24 protein-coding genes, 3 tRNA genes and 1 pseudogene are annotated in these 25,560 nt (G+C 39.3%); 14 read left to right on the top strand and 14 right to left on the bottom strand.

Translation table 11 applies throughout. The annotated features are described in order from the left end of the window. Positions 1-16: 16 nt before the first annotated feature. Together glpD and glpK are read right to left on the bottom strand one after the other, a co-directional pair. Positions 17-1,534, bottom strand: a complete 1,518-nt coding sequence (glpD, locus tag MKL51_RS07220; protein ID WP_032007024.1) for a glycerol-3-phosphate dehydrogenase — start codon at positions 1,532-1,534, stop codon at positions 17-19. A gap of 154 nt (positions 1,535-1,688) precedes the next feature. Further along, on the bottom strand, positions 1,689-3,197 hold the full coding sequence (gene glpK / locus MKL51_RS07215) for a glycerol kinase GlpK (protein WP_032007022.1): 1,509 nt from the start codon (positions 3,195-3,197) through the stop codon (positions 1,689-1,691). Positions 3,198-3,569: 372 nt separating this feature from the next. Here glpK and MKL51_RS07210 point away from each other — a divergent pair, with 372 nt between their 5' ends. Together MKL51_RS07210 and MKL51_RS07205 are read left to right on the top strand one after the other, a co-directional pair. Continuing rightward, on the top strand, positions 3,570-4,901 hold the full coding sequence (locus MKL51_RS07210) for an MFS transporter (RefSeq protein WP_005803945.1): 1,332 nt from the start codon (positions 3,570-3,572) through the stop codon (positions 4,899-4,901). 117 nt (positions 4,902-5,018) lie between these two features. Then, complete coding sequence (locus tag MKL51_RS07205; RefSeq protein ID WP_002115580.1) at positions 5,019-5,441, top strand: hypothetical protein; 423 nt, start codon at positions 5,019-5,021, stop codon at positions 5,439-5,441. 23 nt (positions 5,442-5,464) lie between these two features. Here the strand turns inward: MKL51_RS07205 and MKL51_RS07200 are convergent, their stop codons facing one another. Continuing rightward, positions 5,465-6,133: a class I SAM-dependent methyltransferase gene (locus tag MKL51_RS07200; RefSeq protein ID WP_017480493.1), complete on the bottom strand. Its 669-nt coding sequence runs from the start codon at positions 6,131-6,133 to the stop codon at positions 5,465-5,467. 256 nt (positions 6,134-6,389) lie between these two features. Next, positions 6,390-7,238: a bifunctional methylenetetrahydrofolate dehydrogenase/methenyltetrahydrofolate cyclohydrolase FolD gene (gene folD / locus MKL51_RS07195; RefSeq protein WP_002115552.1), complete on the bottom strand. Its 849-nt coding sequence runs from the start codon at positions 7,236-7,238 to the stop codon at positions 6,390-6,392. A 152-nt stretch (positions 7,239-7,390) separates the two neighbouring features. On the opposite strand from folD, the gene MKL51_RS07190 reads away from it, so the two are divergent. Both MKL51_RS07190 and MKL51_RS07185 read left to right on the top strand, forming a co-directional pair. After that, positions 7,391-7,464: transfer RNA gene (locus MKL51_RS07190), tRNA-Cys, on the top strand. Positions 7,465-7,475: 11 nt separating this feature from the next. Continuing rightward, positions 7,476-7,561, top strand: a tRNA-Leu gene (locus MKL51_RS07185). A gap of 103 nt (positions 7,562-7,664) precedes the next feature. On the opposite strand, the gene MKL51_RS07180 is transcribed toward MKL51_RS07185, so the two are convergent. After that, on the bottom strand, positions 7,665-9,470 hold the full coding sequence (locus tag MKL51_RS07180) for an alkaline phosphatase D family protein (RefSeq protein ID WP_032042574.1): 1,806 nt from the start codon (positions 9,468-9,470) through the stop codon (positions 7,665-7,667). Positions 9,471-9,666: 196 nt separating this feature from the next. Here MKL51_RS07180 and MKL51_RS07175 point away from each other — a divergent pair. Both MKL51_RS07175 and MKL51_RS07170 read left to right on the top strand, forming a co-directional pair. Next, positions 9,667-9,752: transfer RNA gene (locus tag MKL51_RS07175), tRNA-Leu, on the top strand. Between the two features lie 76 nt (positions 9,753-9,828). Continuing rightward, on the top strand, positions 9,829-10,170 hold the full coding sequence (locus MKL51_RS07170) for a hypothetical protein (RefSeq protein ID WP_199962073.1): 342 nt from the start codon (positions 9,829-9,831) through the stop codon (positions 10,168-10,170). Here the strand turns inward: MKL51_RS07170 and MKL51_RS07165 are convergent, their stop codons facing one another. The 4 genes from MKL51_RS07165 to rlmE form a co-directional block, all read right to left on the bottom strand. Beyond that, positions 10,171-10,485 (bottom strand): DUF5713 family protein, encoded by a 315-nt coding sequence (locus MKL51_RS07165; RefSeq protein WP_005067609.1) that lies wholly within the window; start codon positions 10,483-10,485, stop codon positions 10,171-10,173. Positions 10,486-10,619: 134 nt separating this feature from the next. Next, positions 10,620-11,471 carry a dihydropteroate synthase gene (gene folP, locus MKL51_RS07160; RefSeq protein WP_032007536.1) on the bottom strand — a complete coding sequence of 284 codons (852 nt, stop codon included), beginning with the start codon at positions 11,469-11,471 and terminating at the stop codon, positions 10,620-10,622. Between the two features lie 136 nt (positions 11,472-11,607). Beyond that, positions 11,608-13,503: an ATP-dependent zinc metalloprotease FtsH gene (gene ftsH / locus MKL51_RS07155; protein WP_270904282.1), complete on the bottom strand. Its 1,896-nt coding sequence runs from the start codon at positions 13,501-13,503 to the stop codon at positions 11,608-11,610. A gap of 133 nt (positions 13,504-13,636) precedes the next feature. Continuing rightward, positions 13,637-14,287, bottom strand: a complete 651-nt coding sequence (gene rlmE, locus MKL51_RS07150) for a 23S rRNA (uridine(2552)-2'-O)-methyltransferase RlmE (protein WP_000235573.1) — start codon at positions 14,285-14,287, stop codon at positions 13,637-13,639. A gap of 199 nt (positions 14,288-14,486) precedes the next feature. Between rlmE and yhbY the strand changes: the two genes are divergently transcribed. Next, complete coding sequence (gene yhbY, locus MKL51_RS07145) at positions 14,487-14,810, top strand: ribosome assembly RNA-binding protein YhbY (protein WP_002115576.1); 324 nt, start codon at positions 14,487-14,489, stop codon at positions 14,808-14,810. 16 nt (positions 14,811-14,826) lie between these two features. Further along, positions 14,827-15,363, top strand: coding sequence for a DOMON-like domain-containing protein (locus MKL51_RS07140; protein WP_032007537.1), 537 nt, complete (start codon positions 14,827-14,829; stop codon positions 15,361-15,363). A gap of 60 nt (positions 15,364-15,423) precedes the next feature. Here the strand turns inward: MKL51_RS07140 and MKL51_RS07135 are convergent, their stop codons facing one another. Beyond that, positions 15,424-16,011, bottom strand: coding sequence for a hypothetical protein (locus MKL51_RS07135; protein ID WP_005072962.1), 588 nt, complete (start codon positions 16,009-16,011; stop codon positions 15,424-15,426). Between the two features lie 29 nt (positions 16,012-16,040). Next, entirely contained in the window at positions 16,041-16,199 is a 159-nt protein-coding gene (locus MKL51_RS07130) for a hypothetical protein (RefSeq protein WP_002115567.1), read from the bottom strand. 124 nt (positions 16,200-16,323) lie between these two features. On the opposite strand from MKL51_RS07130, the gene carA reads away from it, so the two are divergent. The 3 genes from carA to greA all read left to right on the top strand — a co-directional run bounded on the left by carA (position 16,324) and on the right by greA (position 21,273). Continuing rightward, entirely contained in the window at positions 16,324-17,463 is a 1,140-nt protein-coding gene (gene carA, locus MKL51_RS07125) for a glutamine-hydrolyzing carbamoyl-phosphate synthase small subunit (protein WP_017480488.1), read from the top strand. 14 nt (positions 17,464-17,477) lie between these two features. Beyond that, on the top strand, positions 17,478-20,708 hold the full coding sequence (gene carB / locus MKL51_RS07120; RefSeq protein ID WP_005067595.1) for a carbamoyl-phosphate synthase large subunit: 3,231 nt from the start codon (positions 17,478-17,480) through the stop codon (positions 20,706-20,708). Positions 20,709-20,796: 88 nt separating this feature from the next. Continuing rightward, complete coding sequence (greA, locus tag MKL51_RS07115; RefSeq protein ID WP_002115570.1) at positions 20,797-21,273, top strand: transcription elongation factor GreA; 477 nt, start codon at positions 20,797-20,799, stop codon at positions 21,271-21,273. A 68-nt stretch (positions 21,274-21,341) separates the two neighbouring features. On the opposite strand, the pseudogene MKL51_RS07110 reads toward greA, so the two are convergent. After that, positions 21,342-21,942, bottom strand: a pseudogene (locus MKL51_RS07110) (TetR/AcrR family transcriptional regulator). A 139-nt stretch (positions 21,943-22,081) separates the two neighbouring features. Here MKL51_RS07110 and MKL51_RS07105 point away from each other — a divergent pair. The 3 genes from MKL51_RS07105 to MKL51_RS07095 all read left to right on the top strand — a co-directional run bounded on the left by MKL51_RS07105 (position 22,082) and on the right by MKL51_RS07095 (position 23,777). Further along, entirely contained in the window at positions 22,082-22,474 is a 393-nt protein-coding gene (locus tag MKL51_RS07105; RefSeq protein WP_080973536.1) for a RidA family protein, read from the top strand. A gap of 111 nt (positions 22,475-22,585) precedes the next feature. Next, positions 22,586-23,218: a CatB-related O-acetyltransferase gene (locus tag MKL51_RS07100; protein ID WP_017480486.1), complete on the top strand. Its 633-nt coding sequence runs from the start codon at positions 22,586-22,588 to the stop codon at positions 23,216-23,218. Positions 23,219-23,339: 121 nt separating this feature from the next. After that, positions 23,340-23,777 (top strand): universal stress protein, encoded by a 438-nt coding sequence (locus tag MKL51_RS07095; protein ID WP_032042577.1) that lies wholly within the window; start codon positions 23,340-23,342, stop codon positions 23,775-23,777. A 40-nt stretch (positions 23,778-23,817) separates the two neighbouring features. Here the strand turns inward: MKL51_RS07095 and MKL51_RS07090 are convergent, their stop codons facing one another. Next, the gene (locus MKL51_RS07090; RefSeq protein ID WP_270904281.1) at positions 23,818-24,480 is read right to left on the bottom strand and encodes a hypothetical protein; all 663 of its coding nucleotides are present in this window, start codon (positions 24,478-24,480) and stop codon (positions 23,818-23,820) included. Then, complete coding sequence (locus MKL51_RS07085; protein WP_004994718.1) at positions 24,481-25,506, bottom strand: IS30-like element ISAba125 family transposase; 1,026 nt, start codon at positions 25,504-25,506, stop codon at positions 24,481-24,483. Positions 25,507-25,560: the final 54 nt, after the last annotated feature.

Raw genomic sequence — 25,560 nt, 5'->3', positions numbered from 1 at the left:
TATGCGACCTTTTTTATTATGCGGCATCATCTTTTTGTCGACGCTCAGATAAATAAGCTTCTAATATTTTTACTTGTTTTTCATCAAATGCCAGACCTAGTTTTGTTCTACGCCACAATATATCCTCAGCAGTAGTTGCCCATTCATATTCACATAAATATTTGACTTCGCATTCAAATAAATCATGTCCAAAATTCTGGCCTAATTGCTCTATTGCATTTTTCTCTCTGAGTATATTCCAGACTCTTGTGCCATATGCATGCGCCCAACGGTTAGCAAGTGATTCAGACACTCCACTTACACGTGAATAAATCTGATGCGTTAAATCATCTAGTGTTGTCCAGTTTTCAGCGCCAGGTAATGGCTCATCTGCAGTCCACTCCTCTGCCATATTACTAAAAAACGGGGATAGATCTTCTAAAGCAGCCTCTGCCAGTTTCCGATAAGTTGTGATCTTGCCACCAAACACAGATAACAAAGGTGCTTTTTTATGTTCAGCCTGTAATGCCAAGGTATAGTCACGTGTAATTGCTGAAGGATTATCAGATTCATCATCACATAAAGCACGTACACCCGAGTACTGGCTTACAATATCAGCTCGAGTTAACTGCTTTTTAAAATGTGAATTGGTCACTGTTAAGAGGTAATCAATTTCTACCTCTGTGATCTCTACCTTTTGTGGATCACCTATATATTCCTGATCTGTCGTACCAATCAGTGTATATTTTTCTAAATATGGAATTGCAAACACGATGCGTCGATCTTCGTTTTGCATAATGAAGGCTTTATGGCAGTCATATAATTTTGGCACAACAATATGACTTCCTTGGATCAATCGGATTTGATAAGGCGATTCTAAATTTAGGTTTTCTCTAATAATTTCTTCAACCCAAGGACCAGCTGCATTCACCAAAGCTCTTGCACGTACCTGATAAAACTCTGCTCCGCTTTGTAACTCCAGATGCCACAGCTCTTGTTCCCTATAAGCTTTAATACAACGCGTACGTGTTACGACTTTGGCACCTTTCTCTTTGGCCTGTAATGCATTTAACACTACAAGACGTGCATCATCTACAGTACAGTCAGAATATTCAAAGCCACGTGTGATAGCTGGTTTTAAAGGACTATCTTCTTTGAAGTAAATAAGATTTGATCCTAATAGTTTTTCTCGTTTTCCCAAATGATCATAAAAAAACAAGCCCGCCCGAATTAACCATGCAGGGCGTAAATGTGGTCGATGAGGCATAATAAAGCGCATGGGTTTAATAATATGTGGAGCTTTAGCCAACAACACTTCACGCTCTGCTAAGGCTTCTCTAACCAATCTAAATTCTTTATGCTCTAAATAGCGTAGACCACCATGAATTAATTTACTGCTAGCAGATGAGGTGTGACTAGCTAAATCATCTTTTTCACATAAAAATACCGATAGTCCACGGCCTGCAGCATCATTAGCAATACCAACACCATTAATACCGCCACCGATCACGGCAATGTCATATATTTTTAAATAATCATTAGGGTGTATTTTCATTTCTCATTTTCTTTTTATTGTTGATCTTATAAAAATTAAAACATCAAATGGAAGAAACAACAATCAAAAAAGTAGAATAATCAATTTTAAATAACCAAGTATTTAACCCTTAATTGATCATCCTACTATCGAATTCAACCAGTTAAAGAACGAATTAATCCTCAGCCCAACTTTGACTACGCTTAACTGCCTTGAGCCAACCTTTATAAATAATTTCTGATTGTTCAGAAGACATTTTTGGCTCAAATACCTTTTCTATGGCGGATTTATTTCTTAACTCATGTAGATCTTGCCAGAAACCCGTCGCCAGTCCAGCAAGAAAAGCTGCCCCCAAAGCTGTGGTTTCTTTCATTATTGGACGTTCTACTGGTGTCGCTAAAATATCGGCTTGAAATTGCATCAAGAAATTATTTTCCGTCACTCCCCCATCAACACGGAGTGTACGGAGCTTTTCTTCTGCATCTTGCTGCATTGCATCCAAAACATCTCGGGTTTGAAAAGCAATAGACTCTAAAGTTGCACGAATAATATGTTCAATACTGGCTCCACGTGTGAGACCAAAAATTGCTCCTCGCGCAGTTGGATCCCAATACGGTGCGCCCAACCCTGTAAAAGCAGGTACAACATATACACCGTTACTGTCTTTCACACGTGTTGCATAAAGCTCAGAGTCTTTAGCATTCTTAATGACCTTTAATTCATCGCGTAACCACTGAACGCAAGAACCACCATTGAACACGGCACCCTCTAAGGCATAGTTCACCTCACCACTCGCACCACATGCAATAGTAGTTAGTAATCCATGTTCTGAACGTACAATCTTCTTACCTGTGTTCATTAATAGAAAACAGCCTGTGCCATAGGTATTTTTTGCCTGACCAGATTCAACACACATTTGACCAAACAGTGCGGCTTGTTGATCACCTGCGATTCCTGCGATGGGGATACCAACTTCTTGCCCACTAATGGTATGTGTATATCCATAAACCTCAGATGAGCTACGCACTTCGGGTAACATTGCTCGAGGAATATCTAAAGCTTGTAAAAGTTTTTCATCCCATTCAAGCTTTTCAATATCAAAAAGCATGGTTCGCGAAGCATTGGTAAAATCAGTGACATGGACTGCGCCATTGGTTAGTTTCCAGATTAACCAAGTGTCCACCGTACCGAACAATAATTCACCTCGCTCAGCACGTTCACGACTTCCTTCAACATGGTCTAATATCCATTTAATTTTTGTGGCCGAAAAATACGGATCAATCACCAAACCCGTTGTTTTACTTATGTATTCTTGCAATCCTGCTTTATGTAGTTGATTGCATATCTCAGTCGTTTGTCGACTTTGCCAAACAATCGCATTGTAAATCGGCTTGCCCGTTTTTTTATCCCAAACAACTGTGGTTTCCCGCTGATTGGTAATCCCAATTGCTGCAACTTGTTCACTCTTAATGCCTGCTTGAGCTAATGCTTCTACCCAAACAGCACTTTGCGTAGCCCAAATTTCCATAGGGTCATGCTCAACCCAGCCAGGCTGAGGATAAATCTGAGTAAATTCTTTTTGAGCAATACTTACAACGTTAGCATCATGGTCTAAAACAATTGCTCTTGAGCTTGTTGTTCCCTGATCAAAAGCAACAATATATTTTTTCGGGCAATTTGACATCTGAATGTCCCTTTCATTATTCACACACATCTAGTCCACAATGCCAAGACATCATGCCTAACTATATTTACTTAAAATTTTCTTTGGAATATATCATTATTTTTAAGGGGTATAGGTTTTCTTCGCCCAAACTCTACTCATTCTTTATCAATTTTTACTACTTGGAAAAAATAATATGCCAAAGATCCCAACAATATTATAAACGTGAGCTGATCGGCTAATTTGAAATCACATAAATATTCAACTTATTCCTTTGCTTAAATAATAAACATTGTTTTACAGACATAAAAAAAATAAAGTGAAATACTCCTCTAGAAAATATGTAAAAACGGAATAAATCTTCTCTCTTTTAGCATTCAACCCAAGCGAAACATGGAGCGACTCATGGTTGATCAACCTTCTACCGCAACAACTCCACATTCTAATTTAGATACAAAAACTCGTCTAAAATCAATTTTGGGCGGTTCTGCCGGTAACCTTGTCGAATGGTACGACTGGTATGTATATGCAGCATTCACGCTCTATTTTGCTCATGCTTTTTTTCCAAAAGGTAGCCAGACGGCTCAACTCCTTCAAGCGGCCGCAATTTTTGCTGTAGGCTTTTTAATGCGCCCGATCGGTGCATGGATTATGGGAATCTATTCCGACCGTAAAGGACGCAAGGCGGGTCTTACGCTTTCAGTCACTTTAATGTGTATAGGTTCGCTGCTTATTGCCGTGACGCCAAGTTATGAAAGTATTGGTGTATTTGCCCCTCTTCTTTTAGTTGTCGCCCGTTTAATTCAAGGCTTAAGTGTAGGCGGTGAATATGGTGCTAGTGCTACCTATTTAAGTGAAATGGCTGAAAGAAATCGACGTGGTTTTTTCTCTAGCTTCCAATATGTAACATTGATTGCTGGTCAGCTCACAGCCCTATGTGTTCTATTAATATTACAAATGGTATTAACTGAAGAACAACTACATGATTGGGGATGGCGTATCCCATTCTTTATAGGTGCTTTACTCGCGATTGTAGTTTTCCGCATTCGACGTGGCCTATTAGAAACTCAATCTTTTAAAAATGCTCAGGCAGAAACAGACCAACCAAAATCAGGCATGTTTGCTTTATTTAAACATTATCCGAAAGAAGCGTTCACAGTATTGTTTTTAACCGCTGGCGGGACTTTAGCTTTTTATACTTACACGACTTATCTGCAAAAATATTTGGTCAACACATCTGGATTCACCAAACCTGAAGCCACTCAAATTACAACTTTAGCGCTATTTATTTTTATGTGTCTACAGCCTGTAGCGGGTGCTTTATCGGATCGCATTGGTCGAAAACCCCTTATGATTTTCTTCGGAATAACAGGTGTTTTATTCACATACGTTCTATTCGATGCACTCGCAAATACACATAACTACTGGACAGCTTTCTGGTTATGTTTTGGGGGTCTCGTAATGGTGACTGGTTACACTTCAATTAATGCCGTAGTTAAAGCTGAGCTCTTCCCTGCACACATTCGCGCTTTAGGAGTTGCATTACCTTACGCGATTGCCAATACGTTATTTGGCGGAACAGCAGAGTTCTTTGCTTTAAGTTTTAAAGAAGCTGGGCATGAATCTTGGTACTTTATTTATGTAAGTATCATGATCTTCATTTCTCTCATTATTTATATTTTTATGAAAGATACCAAGCATCATTCAAAAATCAAAGAACATTAATACTTTACTAATAAGGGCTAATATCGTTCGCCGATGTTAGCTCAAATCATGAGATTAAGCCCCAACAACCTTTGTATTTTATGAGATACTAGCTATAAGAAAATAAGGACGATACTGATGAATAGAAGTATTTTATGCTTGGCATTAAGTAGTATGTTTGTTTTAACTGCTTGTCAGACTACCCCTCGACAATATAATGGTTCAACTGGATACCAGATTGAAAACCAAACAAAAACTTCGGCGACTTTAGCTTACACTTTAGCGGGTCGTAATAACCAGCAACTCGATGAACGTAAATTACAACGCGCTTGTCAGAATGTGCTAGGTGCTCAGAAAGTTTATAAATTATCAATTTTGAGTATCAATGAAATTCCTAATCCAGCGAAAGATGAGCATTATGGAATTCAACTCGGCGAAACTCGTGCTTCTTTTGGCTTATCAAATACACCTAGCTTAAATAATGGTGAAGACTATGCGACTCGCCAAGCGCTTGAAGCACGTCCAAGCACACTAAAAGTTGTTCGTTATACTTGTTCATAAAATAAAAAAAAGACGCTGTTCTTTTACAGCGTCTTATAAAAACTTACATTTCTAAACTCTTTAGCTTCATCTAGATCTGGCCATGTAGAAGCACTTCTTTCTTCAATTTTTTCATATTTGGGATGACTAAAGTTTTTAACACGGCTATCAGCCACCCAGACTTCTGGCGCAAACTTTAAAAATTCATCTAAGAAAAAGCGGTTACATTGATCGTATAAAACATCAGCTGCCAATAAAACATCAACTTGCTCAGCCTTATATAAATCATCTAAATATTCTAGCTCAACATTATTAAGTAAAGCGTTTTCACGGCAAGCATTCAAACTAACTTGATCGATATCACAGCAGATGACTCGTTTCGCTCCTGCCATTTTTGCAGCAATTGCAACTACACCCGAACCAGCCCCGAAATCCAAAACAACTTTATCTTTAACATGGTCCGGCTCTGCAAGTAACCACTGTGCCATTGCTAAACCAGATGCCCAACAGAAAATCCAATACGGCGTATCATTCCAAATACGACGAATAACTTCATCATCTAAGCGATCAGTTGGAAAAACTGGTGGAATCAACCATAAAGAAATAGGCGTTTCTGGTAATTGTTGTACCATCAACTCACAATTGGGAATAACTTCATGTAAGGCTTGAAGTAAATGTTCAGGGGCTTTAGACAGTTGAAAGGTGCAGCTCATCAGATTTCTTTTAATTCATTTTTATAACAAGCATAACAGAGTCATTCCATTATGATTTGAATTTTTAGAATAACCTTCGGTTGGACCTACTTTTCTTTCGGGAAAAGTAGGCAAAACCATTGTCATCCGCAAAACTCGGCAGATACTCTCTAGAATCGAAAGCATCGCAGAAACATTAAATTTTTAACGTATTTCTGCCTCAAACAATTGCGGATGACGGTTACGCGTATCAAATAACAGCCTAGCGTTAATTAAATTAACCTAAAGCTTTTTCAGCAGCTTCTACAGTTTGACGAATCAAAGTTGTAATAGTCATTGGACCAACACCACCCGGTACTGGTGTGTAAGCAGAAGCAATTTCTTCAATACCTTGTAGTTGAATATCACCTACACCACCGCCATCACGAGGATGGAAACCAGCATCTACAACCACTGCACCTTGTTTAATCCAATCTTTTTGGATAAGTTCAGCTTTACCAACTGCACCGACAATAATATCGGCTTGTTTCACAAGCTCAGGTAAGTTTTGTGTGCGTGAATGGCAAATCGTTACTGTTGCATTCGCTTGCAAAAGCATCATTGCCATTGGTTTACCTAAAATTGCTGAACGACCGACTACAACCGCATGTTTACCAGCAATTTCGATATTGTTTTCTTTTAAAATGGTCATGATGCCTGCAGGAGTCGCTGAACCATATGCAGCTTCACCCATAGCCATACGGCCAAAACCAAGACAAGTTACACCATCAACATCTTTAGCTAATGAGATTGCATCGAAACATGCACGCTCATCAATTTGCTCTGGAACTGGATGTTGTAAAAGAATGCCGTGTACATCTGGGTTAGCATTAAGTTTTTCAATTTCAGCTAATAATTGTTCTGTTGTCGTTTCTTGTGGCAATTCAATTTTTAAAGAGTCCATGCCTACTCGACGGCAAGCATTTCCTTTCATGCGTACATAAGTTGCAGATGCACCATCATCCCCAACTAAAATAGTCGCCAAAATTGGGGTACGACCTGTTTTAGCTTTTAAAGCTTCAACACGTACTGACAAATTTTCTTCAATTTGCTTTGCTAATGCGCGACCGTCTAAAACCAATGCCACAGCACATCTCCAAGGTAGACATGAATTTAATGTGCCAATAATACATGATTATTTGGACAAATTTATTCTAGATGTTGCTTTTATGTTCATCTTATCTCAAAACAGTATTGTTTTTTTTGTAAAGGTTGCTAATATGTGCATCACCAAATGTAGGCGGGGTGGCAGAGTGGTCATGCAGCGGACTGCAACTCCGTGGACGCCGGTTCGATTCCGACCTCCGCCTCCAAATTTGGTAAAGCCCGGGTGGTGAAATAGGTAGACACAGGGGATTTAAAATCCCCCGCCCACAAAGCGTGCCGGTTCGAGTCCGGCCCCGGGCACCATTTTCTAGTACAGAAATTGGTGTCATAAAGAATCCAGCGAAAGCTGGTTTTTTTATGTCTAAAAAAAGGATACTTATTAGCATCCCTTTCTCGCCCCATATATTTAAGCAGTTTTTTGCTTATCTTTTTCAGGTGTTAAATTCGCATCCAACACCAATTGATAACCTCGACTAGAATCTACTTTATATTCTGCATTTTTAATTGAATCTACAAAAATCCAATCCGACAGCACCTGCTTATCATCTAGTGTAACCATCAAATAACCCCGCTGATTTAAATTACAATATGCCAATTCATCGATAAGCGTCGTAAAGGCAAATTCAAATTGCTGCAACTGAGCTAGCGGAATACTTAAATATTTTTCAAGACCCGGTGAAGAAACCGAACTTGTCGCCAGTTCAACCCCGACATATTCACCCTTTTGGCTATATAAGTAAGATGTCCACGCATTATGGGTATCGCCTGCCAAAACAATAATTTTCTTATTAAACTCTGCCAATTTAGTGTAAAAGAACTCTCGCTCAGCATAGTAACCATCCCAAGCATCAAGGTTATATGGAACTAAAGTTGTGACTCGAGCTTTTTCTTGAACAGTTAAAGTTGGATCACCCTGCTCTAATCGTAATTTTAATGTGACTAATTCTGTAATTTGCGCATTCATTTTAGCTAACGTATCTGGCGATGTTCCGCCTGAAGTAATTTGCCCCAGCGATGCCAACAACTCAGCAGGAATCCACATTTTACTCATTAAGACTTGCTGTCCCACAACATTCCATGTTGCAGTTGAACTTTGTAAGAGACCTACTATATTTTTCTCTTTACTACCTAATAACCACTCACGCTGAGTTTCACCCATTAAGGTCCGCATTGGATTAGTCAAATCTGCTTGGAATTTTGCAATATCCAAACCATTTGCTGTTATATACTTGCCATAATCCAACTGCTCATCACGGGCAATAATGCGAGTATCTAACATCATTAAATTGACAAGCCCCCCAAAATCAAACCGGCGATAAATCTTAGTATGCTGATCATCGATAGGACGGATAGGCATCCATTCAAAATAAGCTTGTAAAGCCGCTAGCTTTCTTTCTAAAAACTTACCTTCATTCTTTGCTTTTGGAGTTTCTTCCGTATGATTCTCAGCCCCTTCACGCCAAGTATCATTTGCTAACTCATGGTCATCCCAAATTACAATAAAAGGATGACGCTGATGAGCGGCCTGTAAGTCTTTATCTTGACGATACAGCGCATAACGCTTGCGATAACCATCTAACTCAATAATTTCTTTATTATTATCGGACGGTAAAGTACGGCCCAGCTTTGCAGCATCTTCTGTCGCATAGCCATCAGCCCCATATTCATAAATATAATCGCCCAAATGAATCACTACATCCACGTTCTGTTTTGCCATTTCACGATAAACGTAAAAATAACCCGCAGGATAATTAGAACAAGAACATACTGCAAAGCTAACCTTATTAGTAGTTACAGGTAAAGTTTTAGTTTGCCCTATTGGCGAGACTTTACTACCAAATCGAAAGCGATAATAATAAGTCGTACCTGCTTGTAGACCTGTTGCATCCACCTTCACGGTAAAATCGTCAGTTTTAGTCGTTTGAACCGTACCAGTCTTTAAATTCTGCTTGAACTGATCATCGGTAGCAATTTCCCAAGTCACCTTAAGAGGTGCACTAAGGTCTACTGGTGTTAAACGCGTCCATAAAATTACTTTATCTTGCAATGGGTCGCCGCTCGCAACTCCATGTAAAAAATCTGCTTGTGTTTCTGAACCCTCCTCCTCATCGGAACCATCATTACACCCCGTAAAAGCTACAGGCAAAGATAGCGCCCCAAAACCGAACAGACTCTTTTGAATTAATTCTCGGCGTGAAATTTTCTCTGACATAAAATTACCTAAGTTTTAAGCAATGAGTGTCTTAAATTTAGGTAGATAAGATGAACAACTGATCTCAGTTTAATGAACAAATCATGACACAAATTGGTCAATTTATATAAATACCAACAAGAACTGATTGAAAATAAAGCAAACTCTCTGATTTTCTCTTGCCAATCGCGCACTTGTCCTCTATTATTGCGCACATGCCCGGGTGGTGAAATAGGTAGACACAGGGGATTTAAAATCCCCCGCCCACAAAGCGTGCCGGTTCGAGTCCGGCCCCGGGCACCATTTTCAAATATTGAATTTGGTGCTACAAAGAATCCAGCGTATGCTGGTTTTTTTATGCCTAATCAAAATGAATTTTATGATAAGAATATTATTACTCGTTTGCACTACCCTTTTTATAACAAAGGTTTACGCCACAGATCTTTTCTCTGGTACCCTTTCTTTCAAAGACAACAATTGGTATTTTTCACGTTGCTCTATTACCAAAGATGATTATTTAGTTAAAGCACCCGAACAGATAATAGATAAATTTAAAACGCTGGAACAAAAAAGAGAAACTTATTGGGTCAGTTTGTTAGCGGACGCAGATTATCAAGAGAATGGTGTTTTAGTTTTAAAAGTTAAAGAAATAGACGAAATACATTTAAAGGCATCTTGCCACTTGTTAGATGTATTTGAAGATATTGAAAATCGAGAGTAATCACCACTCTCGATTCATCACCAGCTCTTCCATTTCTAGATCTAAATATCCAGCTTCCTGTGCTACCATCATCATTGCTTCAGCAATATAGTCAGCAGCACTATCATCTAACGAAGAATCTAGATCTTCGAACTGAGGTTTCATTTCATTAATTTCAATCACAGTCTGATGAGCATATCGATAGATATCCTGCTCAGCTAAGGCAGGCTTCTGAACTTTTTTAGCAAATTGTTCAATGAGCTGCTTTAGTTCAGCGACCAAAATATCTGGATAATATTCATCATCAAACATCGGGAGAAGTAAGTCTTCGAACATACAAAAGTTTACACAACAGCAAAAACTTGCCGCTTATAACATATTTTCAAAAGAATAACGATATTTTTCCCTGACTCAATCATCTAGCTCATTAAATTAATGAGTTACTACCTGATTTTATAAAGCCTACTTTGCTAGGCTTGTATCATCGCCTTCCAAACTAGAATTGCATCAGTCATTGCTTTGACATCATGCGCTCTAACAATGCATGCTCCTTGCTGAATACTAAGCAAATGCCCCGCAACGCTTCCTACCGCACGCTGATCTGCAGTTGCACCCTTTAATGCTTCACCAATAAAACGTTTACGAGATAGGCCAGATAAAATCGGATAACCCATTTCACCAAGCTTCCAAAATTCTTTTAATAGTCTTAAATTTTGCTGCGCATTTTTTGCAAAACCAAACCCAGGATCAATAATAATATTATGTTTTTTCACGCCCGCATTTAAAGCTTCATTCACGCGCTGCTGGAGTTCCGCTATAACATCTAAGGTTACGTCCGTATATTGGTCTAACTGATTCATTGTAGTCGGCTCACCACGCATATGCATGATCACTACGGGTATATCCAGATCTGCTGCCGTTTTTAAAGCATTGGGACGAGTAAGCGCACGTACATCATTCCAAATATGTGCTCCTGCTTCTTTCGCTGCACGAATAACATCAGGCTGACTTGTATCAATTGATAGAACAATATTATGTTTAGCTAAAGCTTCAACTACGGGCACAACTCTTCGTATTTCTTCTTCTACGCTTACTTCAGATGCTCCTGGACGGGTAGACTCACCACCAATATCAATAATGGTAGCACCTTGCTCTACCATGGCTAGTGCATAAGCAATCGCTTGATCTACTTGATTATGCTTTCCACCATCACTAAAAGAATCTGGTGTGACATTTAATATGCCCATAACGTGAGGCTGTGATAGATCTAACTGAAGCTGTCCACACTGTAAAATCTGTTGAGGCAAAGGCATTAGTTGCATAAAAAGCTCCAGTTTAAAATCAGGCTGTATTTTAGCAATTATCCTCTATATATGGTGTTGATTTGTTTTTAGCTTTTAACAAACTCAAGCCCATAAAAAAAGCCACATGACTGTGGCTTTTTTAATTAACTAATTATTAGTTCATTGCTGGCAATGGTGGTGGTGTAGATGGACCATCTTTTGGTGGTTCAAATGCAGCCACTGGATTTTCAGCAACATATACTTTAGGCGGTTGTGGCTCACGGCCTTCCATAATGTCACGGATTTGATCACGATCAATAGTTTCCCATTCCATCAAAGCTTTTACCATCGCATGTGCAATATCTTTATTACCTTCTAAGATATTACGTGCAACTTTATATTGCTCATCAAGAATACGACGTACTTCTTCATCAACTAACTGTTGAGTTGCTTCAGAAATCGTACGGCTTCCCACATTACCAAAGAAACCATTTTGGTTTTCATCTTCGTAAACCATTACACCCATTTTGTCAGACATACCGTACTTCGTAACCATTGCACGTGCCATTTTAGTAGCTCGCTCAAAGTCATTTGAAGCACCAGTAGATTGCTGTTGGATAAATACTTCTTCAGCAATACGACCACCAAACAAAATTGCAATTTCGTTTAGCATCTTGTCTTTATAGTGGCTAATTTGGTCTTGTTCAGGTAACTGCCAAGTTACACCTAAAGCCCAACCACGCGGCATAATCGTTACTTTATGAACAGGATCTGTACCCGGTAAAATCTCGGCAACAATCGCATGACCCGCTTCATGATAAGCAGTTGCACGACGTTCTTCTTCACTTAAAACCATCGATTTACGCTCTGGTCCCATGTAGATTTTGTCTTTTGCATCTTCAAAGTCATGCATGTCAACAGTGTTCTTATTACGGCGTGCAGCAAATAATGCAGCTTCGTTAACCAGGTTTGCCAACTGTGCACCAGAGAAACCTGGAGTACCACGAGATAGAACTTTAACATCCACACCCGTAACTGAAGGTAATTTTTTCAAATGTACATTCAGAATCTGCTCACGACCACGAATGTCAGGTAAACCTACCATTACTTGACGGTCAAAACGACCTGGACGTAATAATGCTTTATCCAAGACATCAACACGGTTCGTCGCAGCAATTACGATTACACCTTCGTTACCTTCAAAACCATCCATCTCTACAAGCATTTGGTTCAAGGTTTGTTCACGTTCATCATGACCACCACCTGTACCTGAACCACGATGACGTCCTACTGCATCAATCTCGTCAATAAAGATAATACAAGGCGCATGACGCTTCGCTTGCTCAAACATATCACGGACACGGGACGCACCCACACCCACGAACATTTCGACAAAGTCAGAACCTGAAATGCTGAAGAAAGGAACTTTAGCTTCACCAGCAATTGCTTTGGCTAATAACGTTTTACCAGTACCCGGAGGACCAACCATAAGTACGCCACGAGGAATGGTAGCGCCCAAACGTTTGAATTTTGCAGGGTCTTTTAAGAAATCTACAATTTCAACAACTTCTTGTTTTGCTTCATCACAGCCGGCAACGTCAGAAAAATTAACTTTGATTTGGTCTTCAGAAAGCATTTTTGCTTTCGACTTACCAAAACTCATCGGTCCATTTTTTCCGCCTGCACCACCACCCATGTTACGCATAAAGAACATGAATAACAGAATGATTAACAGTACAGGGAAACTAGCAATGAGAAGTTGCATCAAAATGCCTTGACGTTGAGGAGCTGTTCCCTCTACAACAACATTTTGCTTATTTAAGCTCGGCATAAGCTCAGTGTCTTCAACTTGCGGACGAACAGTTTCAAACTGTGATCCGTTAGTTTTTTCACCATTAATATTTAAACCGTCAATTGTGACTTGCTTAATTTGGCCAGCATTCACCGCTGCAACGAAATCTGAGTATTTCATCGCAGTAGGCTTATTGCGGTCACTGATATTACTGAAAATTAAAATCAGAACACCAAGTATTATTAGCCACAATACGGCATTCTTGAAGTAATCGCTCAAAGCTTTATTCCCATATCGATCTAATTTGATCATGCCCAATCTTGGCTGATCGTCATAAAAACAGCAACTGTATTGCTTGCGGATAACCTAAAAGTACAAAATGCACAATTTTTAGGAGCTTGGCAAGTAAACTTTATTGCAATGCTTTCTTACGCCCTTGTCCAACCAAAAAAACTTCTTTAGAGCGCGCCCGAGAAGCTGCTGGTTTTGCTGTCTTTAACACATCAAAACTATCAACCACTTGTTTGCGAAACTCATCGAATCCTGCGCCTTGGAACACTTTAACCACAAACTGTCCATTAGGTCCAAGAACCTTTTGAGCAAAATCTAAAGCCAGTTCACATAAGTAAATCTGTCTAGGTTGATCAACAGCCCTATTACCTGATGTATTGGGGGCCATATCAGAAATTACAATGTCTACTTGTCGCCCATTTAAAATATTTAACAATTTTTCAAATACAGCTTCTTCTCTAAAGTCGCCTTGTAAGAAAGTGACATCAGGCAAAGCATCCATGGGCAAAATATCGGAAGCAATCACTAAACCTTTGCTACCCACAAGTTTTCCAGCAATTTGAGACCAGCTACCAGGAGCTGCACCCAAATCGACTACCGTCATGCCTGGCTTGATCAACTTATATTTTTCCTGGATTTCAAGAAGTTTATATGCTGCTCGCGCACGATACCCTTCCTTTTGTGCTTTTTTTACAAAAGGATCGTCTAGATGTTCCCTCATCCACGCACGACTACTTTTCGACAATTTCTGGTTTGTAATGCGTGTTGCCATAACTCACTAAATATCAAAAAAACTTCTGATCGTTCATTGTACGTGAAAATTACTCTCATTACAGTACGGATGTAGCGTAATCTCACCAAGTTTTACAGTTTTTTTCCAATAATGTTGATCGATTATTTATACAGTTTTTCGTACATCTGAATTTAAGTTTTTTGCTATACTAAGTCGTTTTTAAAATCAGGTATTTTTAATGGCCGCTTTATCTATCCATGAACGTAAACGTTTACGTCAAATTGGTCATGTGCTTAATCCGGTTGTCATGATTGGTGGACAAGGCTTAACAGATGCTGTTATCGAAGAAACTCTTCGTGCTTTAAACGACCACGAACTTATTAAAGTTAAAGTTGCTGGTGAAGACCGTGAAGCACGTACTGCTGTGATTGATGCAATTGTAGAAGCGACTGGCGCAGAAGCTGTGCAAAAGATTGGTAAAATTGTTTTACTTTACAAAAAAGCAGCTAAGCAAAACCAGCATTTGTCTAATCTTGTTCGCCACGCTCATTTAGCAAACTAATTTGATTTGACAAACTATGGCAAGTTACGAACTTTCAGCTTTTGATCGTTTTCATGCTGTTTCTGTTGTTGGCGCAATTGAACAGCAAGGACCGCACACCTTAAATGTCGGTTTTTGGATTCGTGATCCAAATCAACTCATTGTCTGGCCCCAAGAAGTCGCGGCTCATCCGCGTCAGGATTTTTTGTGGGAAGAAACTTGTTTCGAAATTTTTGTTGGCGTGCATGATGAAGATTATTATCGGGAAATTAACCTTTCCCCTTCTCAAGCATGGCAGTCTTATCAGTTTGAAGAATATCGCTATCCAGAAAGTATACCTCCCCTTGCTGCTTACGATATCGAACTGAACCATCTCAAACGTACTCATTATGGCTTAAATGTTAGTCTTGATTTGGGGCAATTTATGCAACAGCATCGCTTGAAATGGTCAAACCTTTATTTAGGTTTAACTGCAGTTTTAAAAACCCAAGAAGGTATGCAGTACTATGCAATGCAGCATAGTGGAAAAAGTGCAGATTTCCATAATAAGCGTGACTGGTTACATCAGTTTTAAAAAATAAAAAAGCGAGAAATTAATTCTCGCTTTTTTATAGCTGGCTAAAAGCTAAGATCGTTAGTTATCTCGTGCTTTATTCCAGGCTTCAACTGCATTATTTTTAGTACGCTTAATACTTTCACTTAAAGAATCTTTGTGCTTCAAAGAAATCTGGCTAATATCACCTTTTAATTCTTTACTGACTTTAGTCAAATCTTCGATAAGCGCGTTAATTTCTGCTTTCAAAGCATTTTTAAGTTCAGAAAGTCCTTCTTGTGAAGTGCTAAACTGAGCTTTAATCACATCAAGACGTTGTAGAATATCTTGTTTAATTTGAACAAATTGATTTTGAATATTCTTGTTTAACTCATGAGTTTCAGCTTCAATTTTTTCTTGAGTTTCACTTAAAACTTCTTTGACCTGCTCTTGAGTTTCAGTGATAGCTTCTTTCACCTGAGTTTTCGCTTCTGTAGCAACTTCTTTAATCTGCTCAGTTTTCTCGGCAACACTTTCTTTTACTTGCGCAGTTTTAGCAGTTACTGTTCTTTTCGCTTTAGTTGTAGTAGCAGCTACGGTTTCTTTCACTTCATTCACCTCGGCTTTTACCGAATCAACTACTGCTTGAGCTTTCTCGCTCACATCTTTTGAAACTTGATCATTACTCATGCTATTTCCTCATATTGTTTATTTTTTAACTAGCAATACAATAAATCCAGTTCTAAAAATTCAGCCAGCAAATTGTTAGACAATTTATCAAAAGTAACTGATTCGGATGAGCGGATAATTTTTTTGTAAAAATCAAGCAATGAATTATGTTTTTTAGCAGAAAATAAATAGACTTTTTGAGGTTCCATGCGTATAATGCGCTGTTAAGTTACAAGCGAGCAGACCGATAGGGAGGGGCATGTTTTATCACAACATCGCCTATCTTTTTTGGGTCTACTCGCTTTTTTACAGCCGAAATTCAGGAGCTTTGGTTTGAGCACCCCCGCCATTTTAGCCCTCGCAGATGGAACGATCTTTAAAGGAACGTCAATCGGCGCAACGGGAAGTACGACTGGAGAAGTCGTTTTTAACACAGCCATGACAGGCTATCAAGAAATTTTGACTGACCCAAGTTATGCACAACAAATTGTGACATTAACTTACCCTCATATCGGAAACACTGGCTGCAACGCAGAAGACGTTGAATCTGGTCGTATCCATAAAGTATGGGCGAATGGTTTAATTATTCGTGACCTTCCTCTACTACACAGTAACTTCCGTGCTGAGCAGTCTTTGAGTGAATATTTGCAAGAACACAATGTTGTTGCAATCGCGGATATTGATACACGTAAATTAACACGTATTTTGCGTGACAAAGGTGCACAAAATGGTTGCATCCTTGCTGGCGAAAATATTACTGAAGAAGAAGCAATTGCCAAAGCTCGTGCTTTTGGTGGCTTAAACGGTTTAGACCTTGCAAAAGAATGTTGTGATCCAACTGGTTTTGAATGGTCTGAAGGTTCATGGACTCTAGGCCAAGGCTTCTCTCAACCTGAATTAAAATATCATGTAGTTGCATACGATTACGGTGTCAAAACCAACATCTTGCGTATGCTTGCAGACCGCGGTTGCAAATTAACCGTTATACCTGCAGAAACTCCGGCTGAAAAAGTATTGGCACTTAATCCGGATGGCGTATTCCTTTCAAATGGCCCTGGCGATCCAGCTGCTTGTGATTATGCAATCGAAGCTGTAAAAACTATTGTTGAAACCACAACATTACCTGTATTTGGTATTTGCTTAGGCCACCAAATCTTGGCACTCGCTTCTGGTGCAAAAACTGTAAAAATGAATCATGGTCACCACGGTGCTAACCACCCTGTACAAAATCTTGAAGATGGTACAGTGATGATTACTTCACAAAACCATGGTTTCGCTGTAGATGCTGAAACTTTACCGGCTAACTTAAAAGCAACGCATAAATCATTGTTCGATGGCACCTTACAAGGGATTCACCGTACAGACAAACCAGCTTTCAGCTTCCAAGGTCACCCTGAAGCAAGCCCAGGTCCACATGATTGTGCCCCATTGTTCGATCATTTCATCGAACTTATCGAAGCATCTAAACAGTAATTAAGGAGCGAATAATGCCTAAACGTACGGATATTAAAAGCATCTTAATTATTGGTGCTGGCCCGATTGTGATTGGTCAGGCATGTGAGTTTGACTACTCAGGTGCTCAAGCGTGTAAAGCACTTCGTGAAGAAGGCTACCGTGTTATTTTGGTTAACTCTAACCCAGCAACCATTATGACAGACCCTTCAATGGCTGATGCAACTTATATTGAGCCAATTACTTGGCAAACAGTTGCACAGATTATTGAAAAAGAACGTCCAGATGCAGTATTGCCAACTATGGGTGGCCAAACTGCGTTGAACTGTGCTCTTGCACTTGATGAGCACGGCGTTCTTGAGAAATATAATGTTGAATTAATTGGTGCAACTAAAGACGCAATTGAGAAAGCCGAAGATCGTAAACTCTTCGATATCGCTATGCGTAAAATTGGCTTGGAATGTCCAAAAGCTGCCATTGCTGAAACAATGGAAGAAGCTTTAGAAATCCAGTCACGCTTTGGTTTCCCAGTAATTATCCGTCCATCATTCACAATGGGTGGTTCGGGTGGCGGTATTGCATATAACCGTGAAGAATTCCTTGAGATTTGTGAACGTGGTTTTGACCTCTCTCCTACTCACCAGTTATTGATCGATGAATCTTTAATTGGTTGGAAAGAATACGAAATGGAAGTTGTTCGTGACAAAAACGACAACTGTATTATCGTATGTGCCATCGAAAACTTCGACCCAATGGGCGTACACACTGGTGACTCAATTACTGTAGCACCAGCTCAAACATTAACTGACAAAGAATACCAATTGATGCGTAATGCTTCAGTTGCAGTTCTTCGTGAAATTGGTGTTGAAACAGGTGGTTCTAACGTCCAGTTCGGTATTAACCCGAAAGACGGACGTATGGTTGTGATCGAGATGAACCCTCGTGTATCTCGTTCATCTGCACTTGCTTCTAAAGCAACAGGTTTCCCGATTGCTAAAATCGCAGCAAAACTTGCTGTTGGTTATACCCTTGATGAATTGAAAAATGACATCACTGGTGGCGTGACTCCTGCAAGCTTCGAACCATCAATTGACTATGTTGTAACGAAGATTCCTCGTTTTAACTTCGAGAAATTCCCGCAAGCTGAACCAGTTCTTACCACTCAGATGAAATCTGTTGGTGAAGTGATGGCAATTGGCCGTAACTTCCAAGAATCTGTACAAAAAGCATTACGTGGTCTTGAAGTTGGTGTAAGCGGTTTTGATGAAAAAATCGAAGCTGGTGCAACAAATGCAAAAGAAATTATTCTAAAAGAACTTAAAGTTCCGGGTCCTGAGCGTATCTGGTATGTAGCGGACGCTTTCCGTCATGGTTTCTCTTTAGATGAAGTTTTTGAAGCGACTAAGATTGACCGCTGGTTCCTTATTCAGATTCAAGACATCGTTAAAACTGAAGCTCAAGTGAAAACTTTAGGTTTTGGTGACTTAAACGCTGACAACATCCGTTCGTTCAAGCGTAAAGGTTTATCTGACCTTCGTATTGCTCACCTCATGGGCATTTCACAAAAGCAATTCCGTAAACAACGTTGGAACTTGGGTGTTTATCCAGTTTACAAACGCGTTGATACATGTGCAGCAGAGTTTGAATCTGGTACTGCATACATGTATTCAACTTACGATGAAGAATGTGAAGCAAATCCATCAAACCGTGACAAGATCATGGTCATTGGTGGTGGTCCAAACCGTATTGGTCAAGGTATCGAATTTGACTACTGCTGTGTACACGCTGCATTAGCTATGCGTGAAGACGGTTACGAAACAATCATGGTGAACTGTAACCCTGAAACTGTTTCTACCGACTATGACACATCTGACCGTCTATACTTCGAACCTGTAACACTTGAAGATGTACTTGAAATCGTACGTACAGAGAAACCTAAAGGCGTAATCGTACAGTACGGCGGTCAAACTCCGCTTAAATTGGCACGTGCTTTAGAAGAAGCAGGCACTCCAATTATCGGTACATCACCAGATGCGATTGACCGTGCTGAAGACCGTGAACGTTTCCAACAAATGATTCAACGTTTACAGCTTCGTCAACCAAACAACAGCATTGTAAAATCTGCTGAAGAAGGTATTTCTGAAGCTGCAAAAGTAGGTTATCCGCTTGTTGTTCGCCCATCTTATGTATTAGGTGGTCGTGCAATGGAAATCGTATATAACGAAGAAGAACTTAAACGTTACCTTCGTGAAGCAGTTCAAGCATCTAATGAAGCCCCTGTTCTTCTTGACCGTTTCCTAGATGACGCAACTGAAGTTGATGTTGACTGTGTATCTGACGGTAAAGACGTTGTGATCGGCGGCATCATGCAGCATATCGAACAAGCGGGTATTCACTCAGGTGACTCTGCATGTTCAATTCCTCCTTATTCTTTATCTAAAGAAATTCAGGATGAAATGCGTCGTCAAACAATTGCGATGGCGAAAGAACTTGGCGTTGTTGGCTTGATGAACGTTCAGTTCGCTGTAAAAGGTGACGATATTTACGTTCTAGAAGTTAACCCACGTGCTTCACGTACAGTTCCATTCGTATCTAAGTGTATTGGTGATTCTTTAGCGAAAGTTGCTGCGCGCTGTATGGCAGGTCAATCTCTTGAGTCTCAAGGATTTACTAAAGAAATCATTCCAACTCACTTTGCTGTGAAGGAAGCCGTTTTCCCATTCGCTAAATTCCAAGGCGTAGACCCTATGCTTGGACCTGAGATGAAATCTACAGGTGAAGTGATGGGCGTAGGTAAAACATTTGGTGAAGCATTCTATAAAGCTGTTTTAGGCTCAAATGAACGCTTACCTGGTTTACCAACTGAAGGCGAAGTAAAGCATGCTTTCTTATCAGTACGTGAATCTGACAAGAAATATATCGCTGATATCGCTAAGAAATTAGTTGAATATGGCTTCAAGCTTGTTGCAACAGGTGGTACTTACCAAGTGCTTAAAGAAGCAGGTTTAGAATGCGAATCTGTAAATAAAGTTACTGAAGGTCGTCCACATATTGTTGACCGCTTGAAAAATGGTGAAATACACCTTATTGTCAATACCACTGAAGGTAAACAGGCTCAATATGACTCTGCAATGATTCGTCGTGCTGCCCTACAAGGCAAAGTGTATTACACAACGACCATCAATGGCGCAGAAGCTGTTTGCCAAGCCTTTGCTGTGAAATTGCCAATGGATGTATACCGCTTGCAAGATTTAACTGTAGGTTAATTTTTTTACCGATAAGTCCCGTCACCTTATCGGTGGCGGGATTTTTTCATTTTTTTAACTGTGTTTTCTCAACTTAAGAGGGACCGAAATGCAACGTTATCCAATGACCCCTGAAGGTAAAATCGCCTTAGAGAAAGAATTACAACATCTGAAATCTGTTGAACGTCCACGTATTACTCAAGCAATTGCTGAAGCACGTGAACATGGGGACTTAAAAGAAAATGCAGAATACCATGCTGCTCGTGAACAGCAAGGTTTCTGTGAAGGACGCATCCAAGATATCGAAGGAAAATTGGGTGCTTCACAAGTCATCGATGTTAAGGACTTAGAACAAAACGGTCGTGTTGTATTCGGTGTTACGGTAACGATTGAAAACCTTGATACTGAAGAACGCAAGACTTATAAAATTGTTGGTGATGATGAAGCTGATTTTAAAATCAATAAAATCTCAGTGAACTCACCAATCGCACGTGGCCTTTTGAGCAAGAGTGAAGGTGATGAAGTAAAAATCGTTACTCCTCAAGGCGAAGTGGAATATGAAATCGTAAGTGTAGAATATCTTTAATTTATAAATAGATATACTTAAACTATAAAACCCCTCAATTGAGGGGTTTTTTATATTTCAGACAAATATTAAAAAAGTTCACTATGCATTTTTTAAAAAGCCTGATGCAAAGATTTTAAAAGCATTTAAGGCTTCAGGAAGTACCTGTTCAGGATATTCACTAGAAGCCACCCATAATGCAGCGTTCATGGCAGCCCCATTTAAAAGCACTGCTGCCGCTTCTGGGTCTACAATTTTAATTTGTTCTGCTGTCAATAGCTGTTCAACACACTCACGGGTAGACTGCAGACATCTATTTTGACTTGGCCAATGCGCTGGATCGCCCAGCACTGCAGGTCCATCACGTAACACAATACGCTGAAACTCAGGATTTAAAGCATTTTGAATATAGGTCTGCCCTTCAAGTAGCAATCCTTCCCAAAGATCACCAGGCTGCTCTAAATGCTGCTGGGCATATTCTGCCATCTGTGAATCAATTTGATCGACCACTGCAGCAAATAAACCACGCTTGTCACCAAAATGATGGTACAGCGCCCCACGGGTCAACCCTGCTTCTGCCGTGAGTTTATCCATTGAAGTATCTGTATAGCCATATTCAGCAAATGCACGACGTGCTACTTCAATCAGTTTCTTGCGGGTTTCCGCCATCTTTTGTTCACGAACAGACATGTATTTCACCAGCTAATCATCACAAAAAATTTTAATTGACATACGCCTCGTATGTCAATTATGTTTACATACGAAGCGTATGTGAAACCTGAGCGACATTTACTGATTGGTATTTAAATACTGAAGGAGAACAAACCTGATGAGAACTGCAATATTTCCTAAAGACCGCCATGCCTTATATGAACAGCATGGTTATTCAGCCGCAATTCAATCGAAAGATTTACTCTTTGTTTCAGGACAGGTTGGTAGCCTTGAAGATGGCTCACCTGTACCTGATTTTGAAAAACAGGTGATCCAAGCTTTTAAGAACTTAGCAGAGACACTGAAAGCAGCTGGTTGTACTTTCGATGATATTATTGATGTCACCACCTTTCATACCGATCCAGAACGGCAGTTTGAAAGCATTATGAAAGTTAAAAATCAGATCTTTACACAAAAGCCTTATCCTAATTGGACCGCTGTGGGCGTAACTTGGTTAGCAGGCCTTGATTTTGAGATTAAAGTTATTGCACGTATTCCTCATAATAATTAGTTCAAATTAGCACTTACTTTAACATTCGATTCACTGGCTGGGCTGAGATTATGGGTTCAGCTTGAATCGCAATTCGGTATAATGGCGTATTCTCTTTTTTATATTTCCCTTATGGCTGAAAAGTTAATTGGCTCCCCTGTTCGTCATTGGTGCGAATTTGAGTTTATTTCCAAAACTGTGAGAAATCCAAATATCCATATTAAAGGAAATTATTCTTACTATTCGGCGTATTGGGATCAAGGCTTTGAGCGTTGTGTAGTGCGTTATTTACATGACAAGCCCTCTACTCCAGACAAGCCAATTGATCAGATTTATATTGGTAATTTTGTTTGTTTTGGCGCTGAGTGTGTGATCATGATGGGTGGTAATCAACTTCACAGACCAGACTGGGTTTCAACTTTTCCTTTTGATACTCGTAGTTTTTTGGCAGCGGGTGATACTGTTATTTCTGATGGCTGCTGGATTGGTAGCCGTGCAATGATTATGCAAGGTGTCAAACTCGGTGAAGGCGCAGTGGTCGCCACTGGAGCCGTAGTAACTAAAGATGTTCCTCCCTATGCAATTGTAGGTGGAGTGCCTGCGAAAATTATTAAATATCGCTTTCCTCAAGAACAAATCGACAAACTACTTGCTTTAAAACTTTATGATTTAGATGAGAAGCAAATTTTGAAAATACGTGAATATCTTCAAACTGACGATATTGATGCTTTATCTACACATATAAAAAATTTGCGCAATTTATAAAAATTTATCTAAAAAATTTGTTGTTATAAAATCACAAATGATTACGTGCTTGAATTTAAATCGTCAAAAAATAAGTATAAAGTATTAATAAATAAGCATCATTACAATAAGGAAAATACTCATGTTATATCAACATATTTTGGTACCAATTGACGGTTCTGAAACTTCTATGGTCGCCATGAAAGAGGCCATTAAGCTGGGAAAAGCGTTAAATAGTAAAATTACAGTTGTACAAGTGATGGCACTTGACCCATTTATTGCTGATGTCTACGTAAAAACTGGCCAAACTAATGAGTTGATTGAACGTACAAGAACTTATTTGCTCGACATTTTAGAAAAAGCAAAACAAGAATTTGCCAATGAAGGCGTTACCGTTGAAACAAAACTGCTAGAAGGTTTTGTTGTACATGAGGAAATCATTCAGGCTGCTCAAGACTTAAATGCAGATCTGATTGTCATGGGTTCTCATGGCCGCACGGGAGTCCGAAAACTCGTGTTGGGAAGTGTTGCACAAAAAGTTTTATGGGAAAGCCATATTCCTGTGTTAATTGTTCGCTAAAGTGAGACGCCTGTCTGGCTAAAGTGAGCAAGATAGGCTTCTATTTCTTAAAAGGCATAACCTCTTCACGCGATTGCTCAACCGTTATTGTTTTTTTACTTTTGAAAGCTTCCCAAGAATAATTATTATAATTTAATTGCCATAAATAATATGGTTGTCCCACATCTTTAAATTGAATGTTTAGTATCATCCATGCCTCATCATGACAATGGGGCGATTTTTTATAATCTTGTTCTGAAAAACATGCTCGAATCATTTCTCGTGAAGAAAAAGCAATATCTTTTAGTGCAACTTGATACTCCCCATGAGGTTTGAGCTTAATGAAGTCAGCATTTTCTTCAAAACGCCCTCCTCCTGAGTAACCCGTAAACCATCTATTAACTACTGCGATTGCAAACTCATTTTTATTTAAGGGATATAAAGCTGGAAAGATTTGTAATCCATCTGGTCCCAAATCATCGTTATGAGGCTCTTTATTATGATGTTGATAATCTTTAAAGTCCCATTGATCAACTACTTTATATTGATTATTTTGCTTCTTAACCTGAACAATTTGTGGACTTTCATCTATTAGGTAATAAATCGAATCTTGCGTATTTTTTCCCTTCCACAGGATAGCTTCACCACTGCATTTCTGTCTCAGTTGCTTGCATATCAAATCTATGTCTTGCTGAGAAGCCTTTATATTTATAAAAGGGCGAATTCAAACATGAGGTGCGACAGTTTCAAAAGCCATATGATAATCAACAAGCTGAGCAAATTTCTCTAATGGTGTAAGCCAATCTAACGCCTTTCTAGGACGAGTATTCAGTGACATGGCAACTTGATTTAAATAATGCTGATCTGCCTGATTTAAATCAATCCCTTTAGGTAAATATTGCCTAATTAAACCATTCATATTTTCGCATGTGCCTTTTTGCCAAGGTGAATGTGGGTCACAGAAATATACATCTATGCCTAAATCTTCTTCGAGTATTTTATGTTCTGACATCTCGCGTCCACGGTCATAGGTCAACGTTTTACGCAGTTCTGCAGGTAAATATTTCAGAGCTTCAGTTAAAGCCTTGCGCACTGATTCTGCCTTTGCATCAGGTAATGTTGCCAAGATACAGAGCCGTGTATTTCGTTCAATAAGTGTTGCTATCGAACTTTTATTGTCTTTACCTTTAATTAAATCAGCTTCCCAATGACCCGGTATTTTTCTTTCTTGAACTTCGGCTGGGCGCTCATGAATAGTTTTAATATCCTGTAATATAGAATCTTTTTTAGGTTCACCGTTAGCTTTTCGCTTTTTATTTTCATGACGCAGACAGGATAATAAGTCTTTTTTCAACTCACCCTTGGGTAATGCTCGTATCGTTGAATAAATCGTTGTATGGCTTACATTCATTGTTTGATCCAAATCAGGAAATGTCTTTAAACGCTTTGCTATTTGCTGAGGAGACCATAAACAACGGATCGCTTCAACAATAAATTTCCAGAGGATTGAATCGATTTTGAGTTTTCTGTGACCACGTCTACGTCTAGCGAAGGTGTTATCAGAAGCATATCGAGCTTGATAAACGTCATTGATGCTATTTCTTTTAAGCTCACGATAGATCGTACTAGGATGTCTTTTAATGAGTTCAGCAAATTTTCTGGCTGAAAAGCCTTCTTTTCTTGACTCAAGCATTAATGCAGTACGATCTTCAAAGTTAAGATGATGGTATGACAATTTTATATACTCCATAAACCCTTTAAATTAATTAGGTGGTTTATGTCGCACTTCAAGTTTTACTCTGCC

Origin of the sequence: Acinetobacter sp. AOR18_HL, from assembly GCF_027855145.1 — a bacterium.
Lineage (GTDB): Bacteria > Pseudomonadota > Gammaproteobacteria > Pseudomonadales > Moraxellaceae > Acinetobacter > Acinetobacter pittii.
The sequence above is the reverse complement of the archived record's forward strand: the minus strand, read 5'-3'. Positions and strand labels throughout refer to the sequence as shown.

Excerpts from the sequence above, each read along its gene's own strand:
- MKL51_RS07100 (WP_017480486.1), top strand. The coding sequence starts at position 22,586 with ATGGCTGAAAAGTTAATTGGCTCCCCTGTTCGTCATTGGTGCGAATTT.
- MKL51_RS07205 (WP_002115580.1), top strand. The coding sequence starts at position 5,019 with ATGAATAGAAGTATTTTATGCTTGGCATTAAGTAGTATGTTTGTTTTA.
- folP (WP_032007536.1), bottom strand. The coding sequence starts at position 11,471 with ATGCAACTAATGCCTTTGCCTCAACAGATTTTACAGTGTGGACAGCTT.
- MKL51_RS07165 (WP_005067609.1), bottom strand. The coding sequence starts at position 10,485 with ATGTTCGAAGACTTACTTCTCCCGATGTTTGATGATGAATATTATCCA.
- carB (WP_005067595.1), top strand. The coding sequence starts at position 17,478 with ATGCCTAAACGTACGGATATTAAAAGCATCTTAATTATTGGTGCTGGC.
- MKL51_RS07135 (WP_005072962.1), bottom strand. The coding sequence starts at position 16,011 with ATGAGTAATGATCAAGTTTCAAAAGATGTGAGCGAGAAAGCTCAAGCA.
- MKL51_RS07095 (WP_032042577.1), top strand. The coding sequence starts at position 23,340 with ATGTTATATCAACATATTTTGGTACCAATTGACGGTTCTGAAACTTCT.
- MKL51_RS07210 (WP_005803945.1), top strand. The coding sequence starts at position 3,570 with ATGGAGCGACTCATGGTTGATCAACCTTCTACCGCAACAACTCCACAT.
- greA (WP_002115570.1), top strand. The coding sequence starts at position 20,797 with ATGCAACGTTATCCAATGACCCCTGAAGGTAAAATCGCCTTAGAGAAA.
- yhbY (WP_002115576.1), top strand. The coding sequence starts at position 14,487 with ATGGCCGCTTTATCTATCCATGAACGTAAACGTTTACGTCAAATTGGT.
- MKL51_RS07180 (WP_032042574.1), bottom strand. The coding sequence starts at position 9,470 with ATGTCAGAGAAAATTTCACGCCGAGAATTAATTCAAAAGAGTCTGTTC.
- MKL51_RS07130 (WP_002115567.1), bottom strand. The coding sequence starts at position 16,199 with ATGGAACCTCAAAAAGTCTATTTATTTTCTGCTAAAAAACATAATTCA.
- MKL51_RS07085 (WP_004994718.1), bottom strand. The coding sequence starts at position 25,506 with ATGGAGTATATAAAATTGTCATACCATCATCTTAACTTTGAAGATCGT.
- MKL51_RS07140 (WP_032007537.1), top strand. The coding sequence starts at position 14,827 with ATGGCAAGTTACGAACTTTCAGCTTTTGATCGTTTTCATGCTGTTTCT.
- MKL51_RS07170 (WP_199962073.1), top strand. The coding sequence starts at position 9,829 with ATGATAAGAATATTATTACTCGTTTGCACTACCCTTTTTATAACAAAG.
- MKL51_RS07200 (WP_017480493.1), bottom strand. The coding sequence starts at position 6,133 with ATGAGCTGCACCTTTCAACTGTCTAAAGCCCCTGAACATTTACTTCAA.
- rlmE (WP_000235573.1), bottom strand. The coding sequence starts at position 14,287 with ATGGCAACACGCATTACAAACCAGAAATTGTCGAAAAGTAGTCGTGCG.
- glpD (WP_032007024.1), bottom strand. The coding sequence starts at position 1,534 with ATGAAAATACACCCTAATGATTATTTAAAAATATATGACATTGCCGTG.
- glpK (WP_032007022.1), bottom strand. The coding sequence starts at position 3,197 with ATGTCAAATTGCCCGAAAAAATATATTGTTGCTTTTGATCAGGGAACA.
- MKL51_RS07105 (WP_080973536.1), top strand. The coding sequence starts at position 22,082 with ATGAGAACTGCAATATTTCCTAAAGACCGCCATGCCTTATATGAACAG.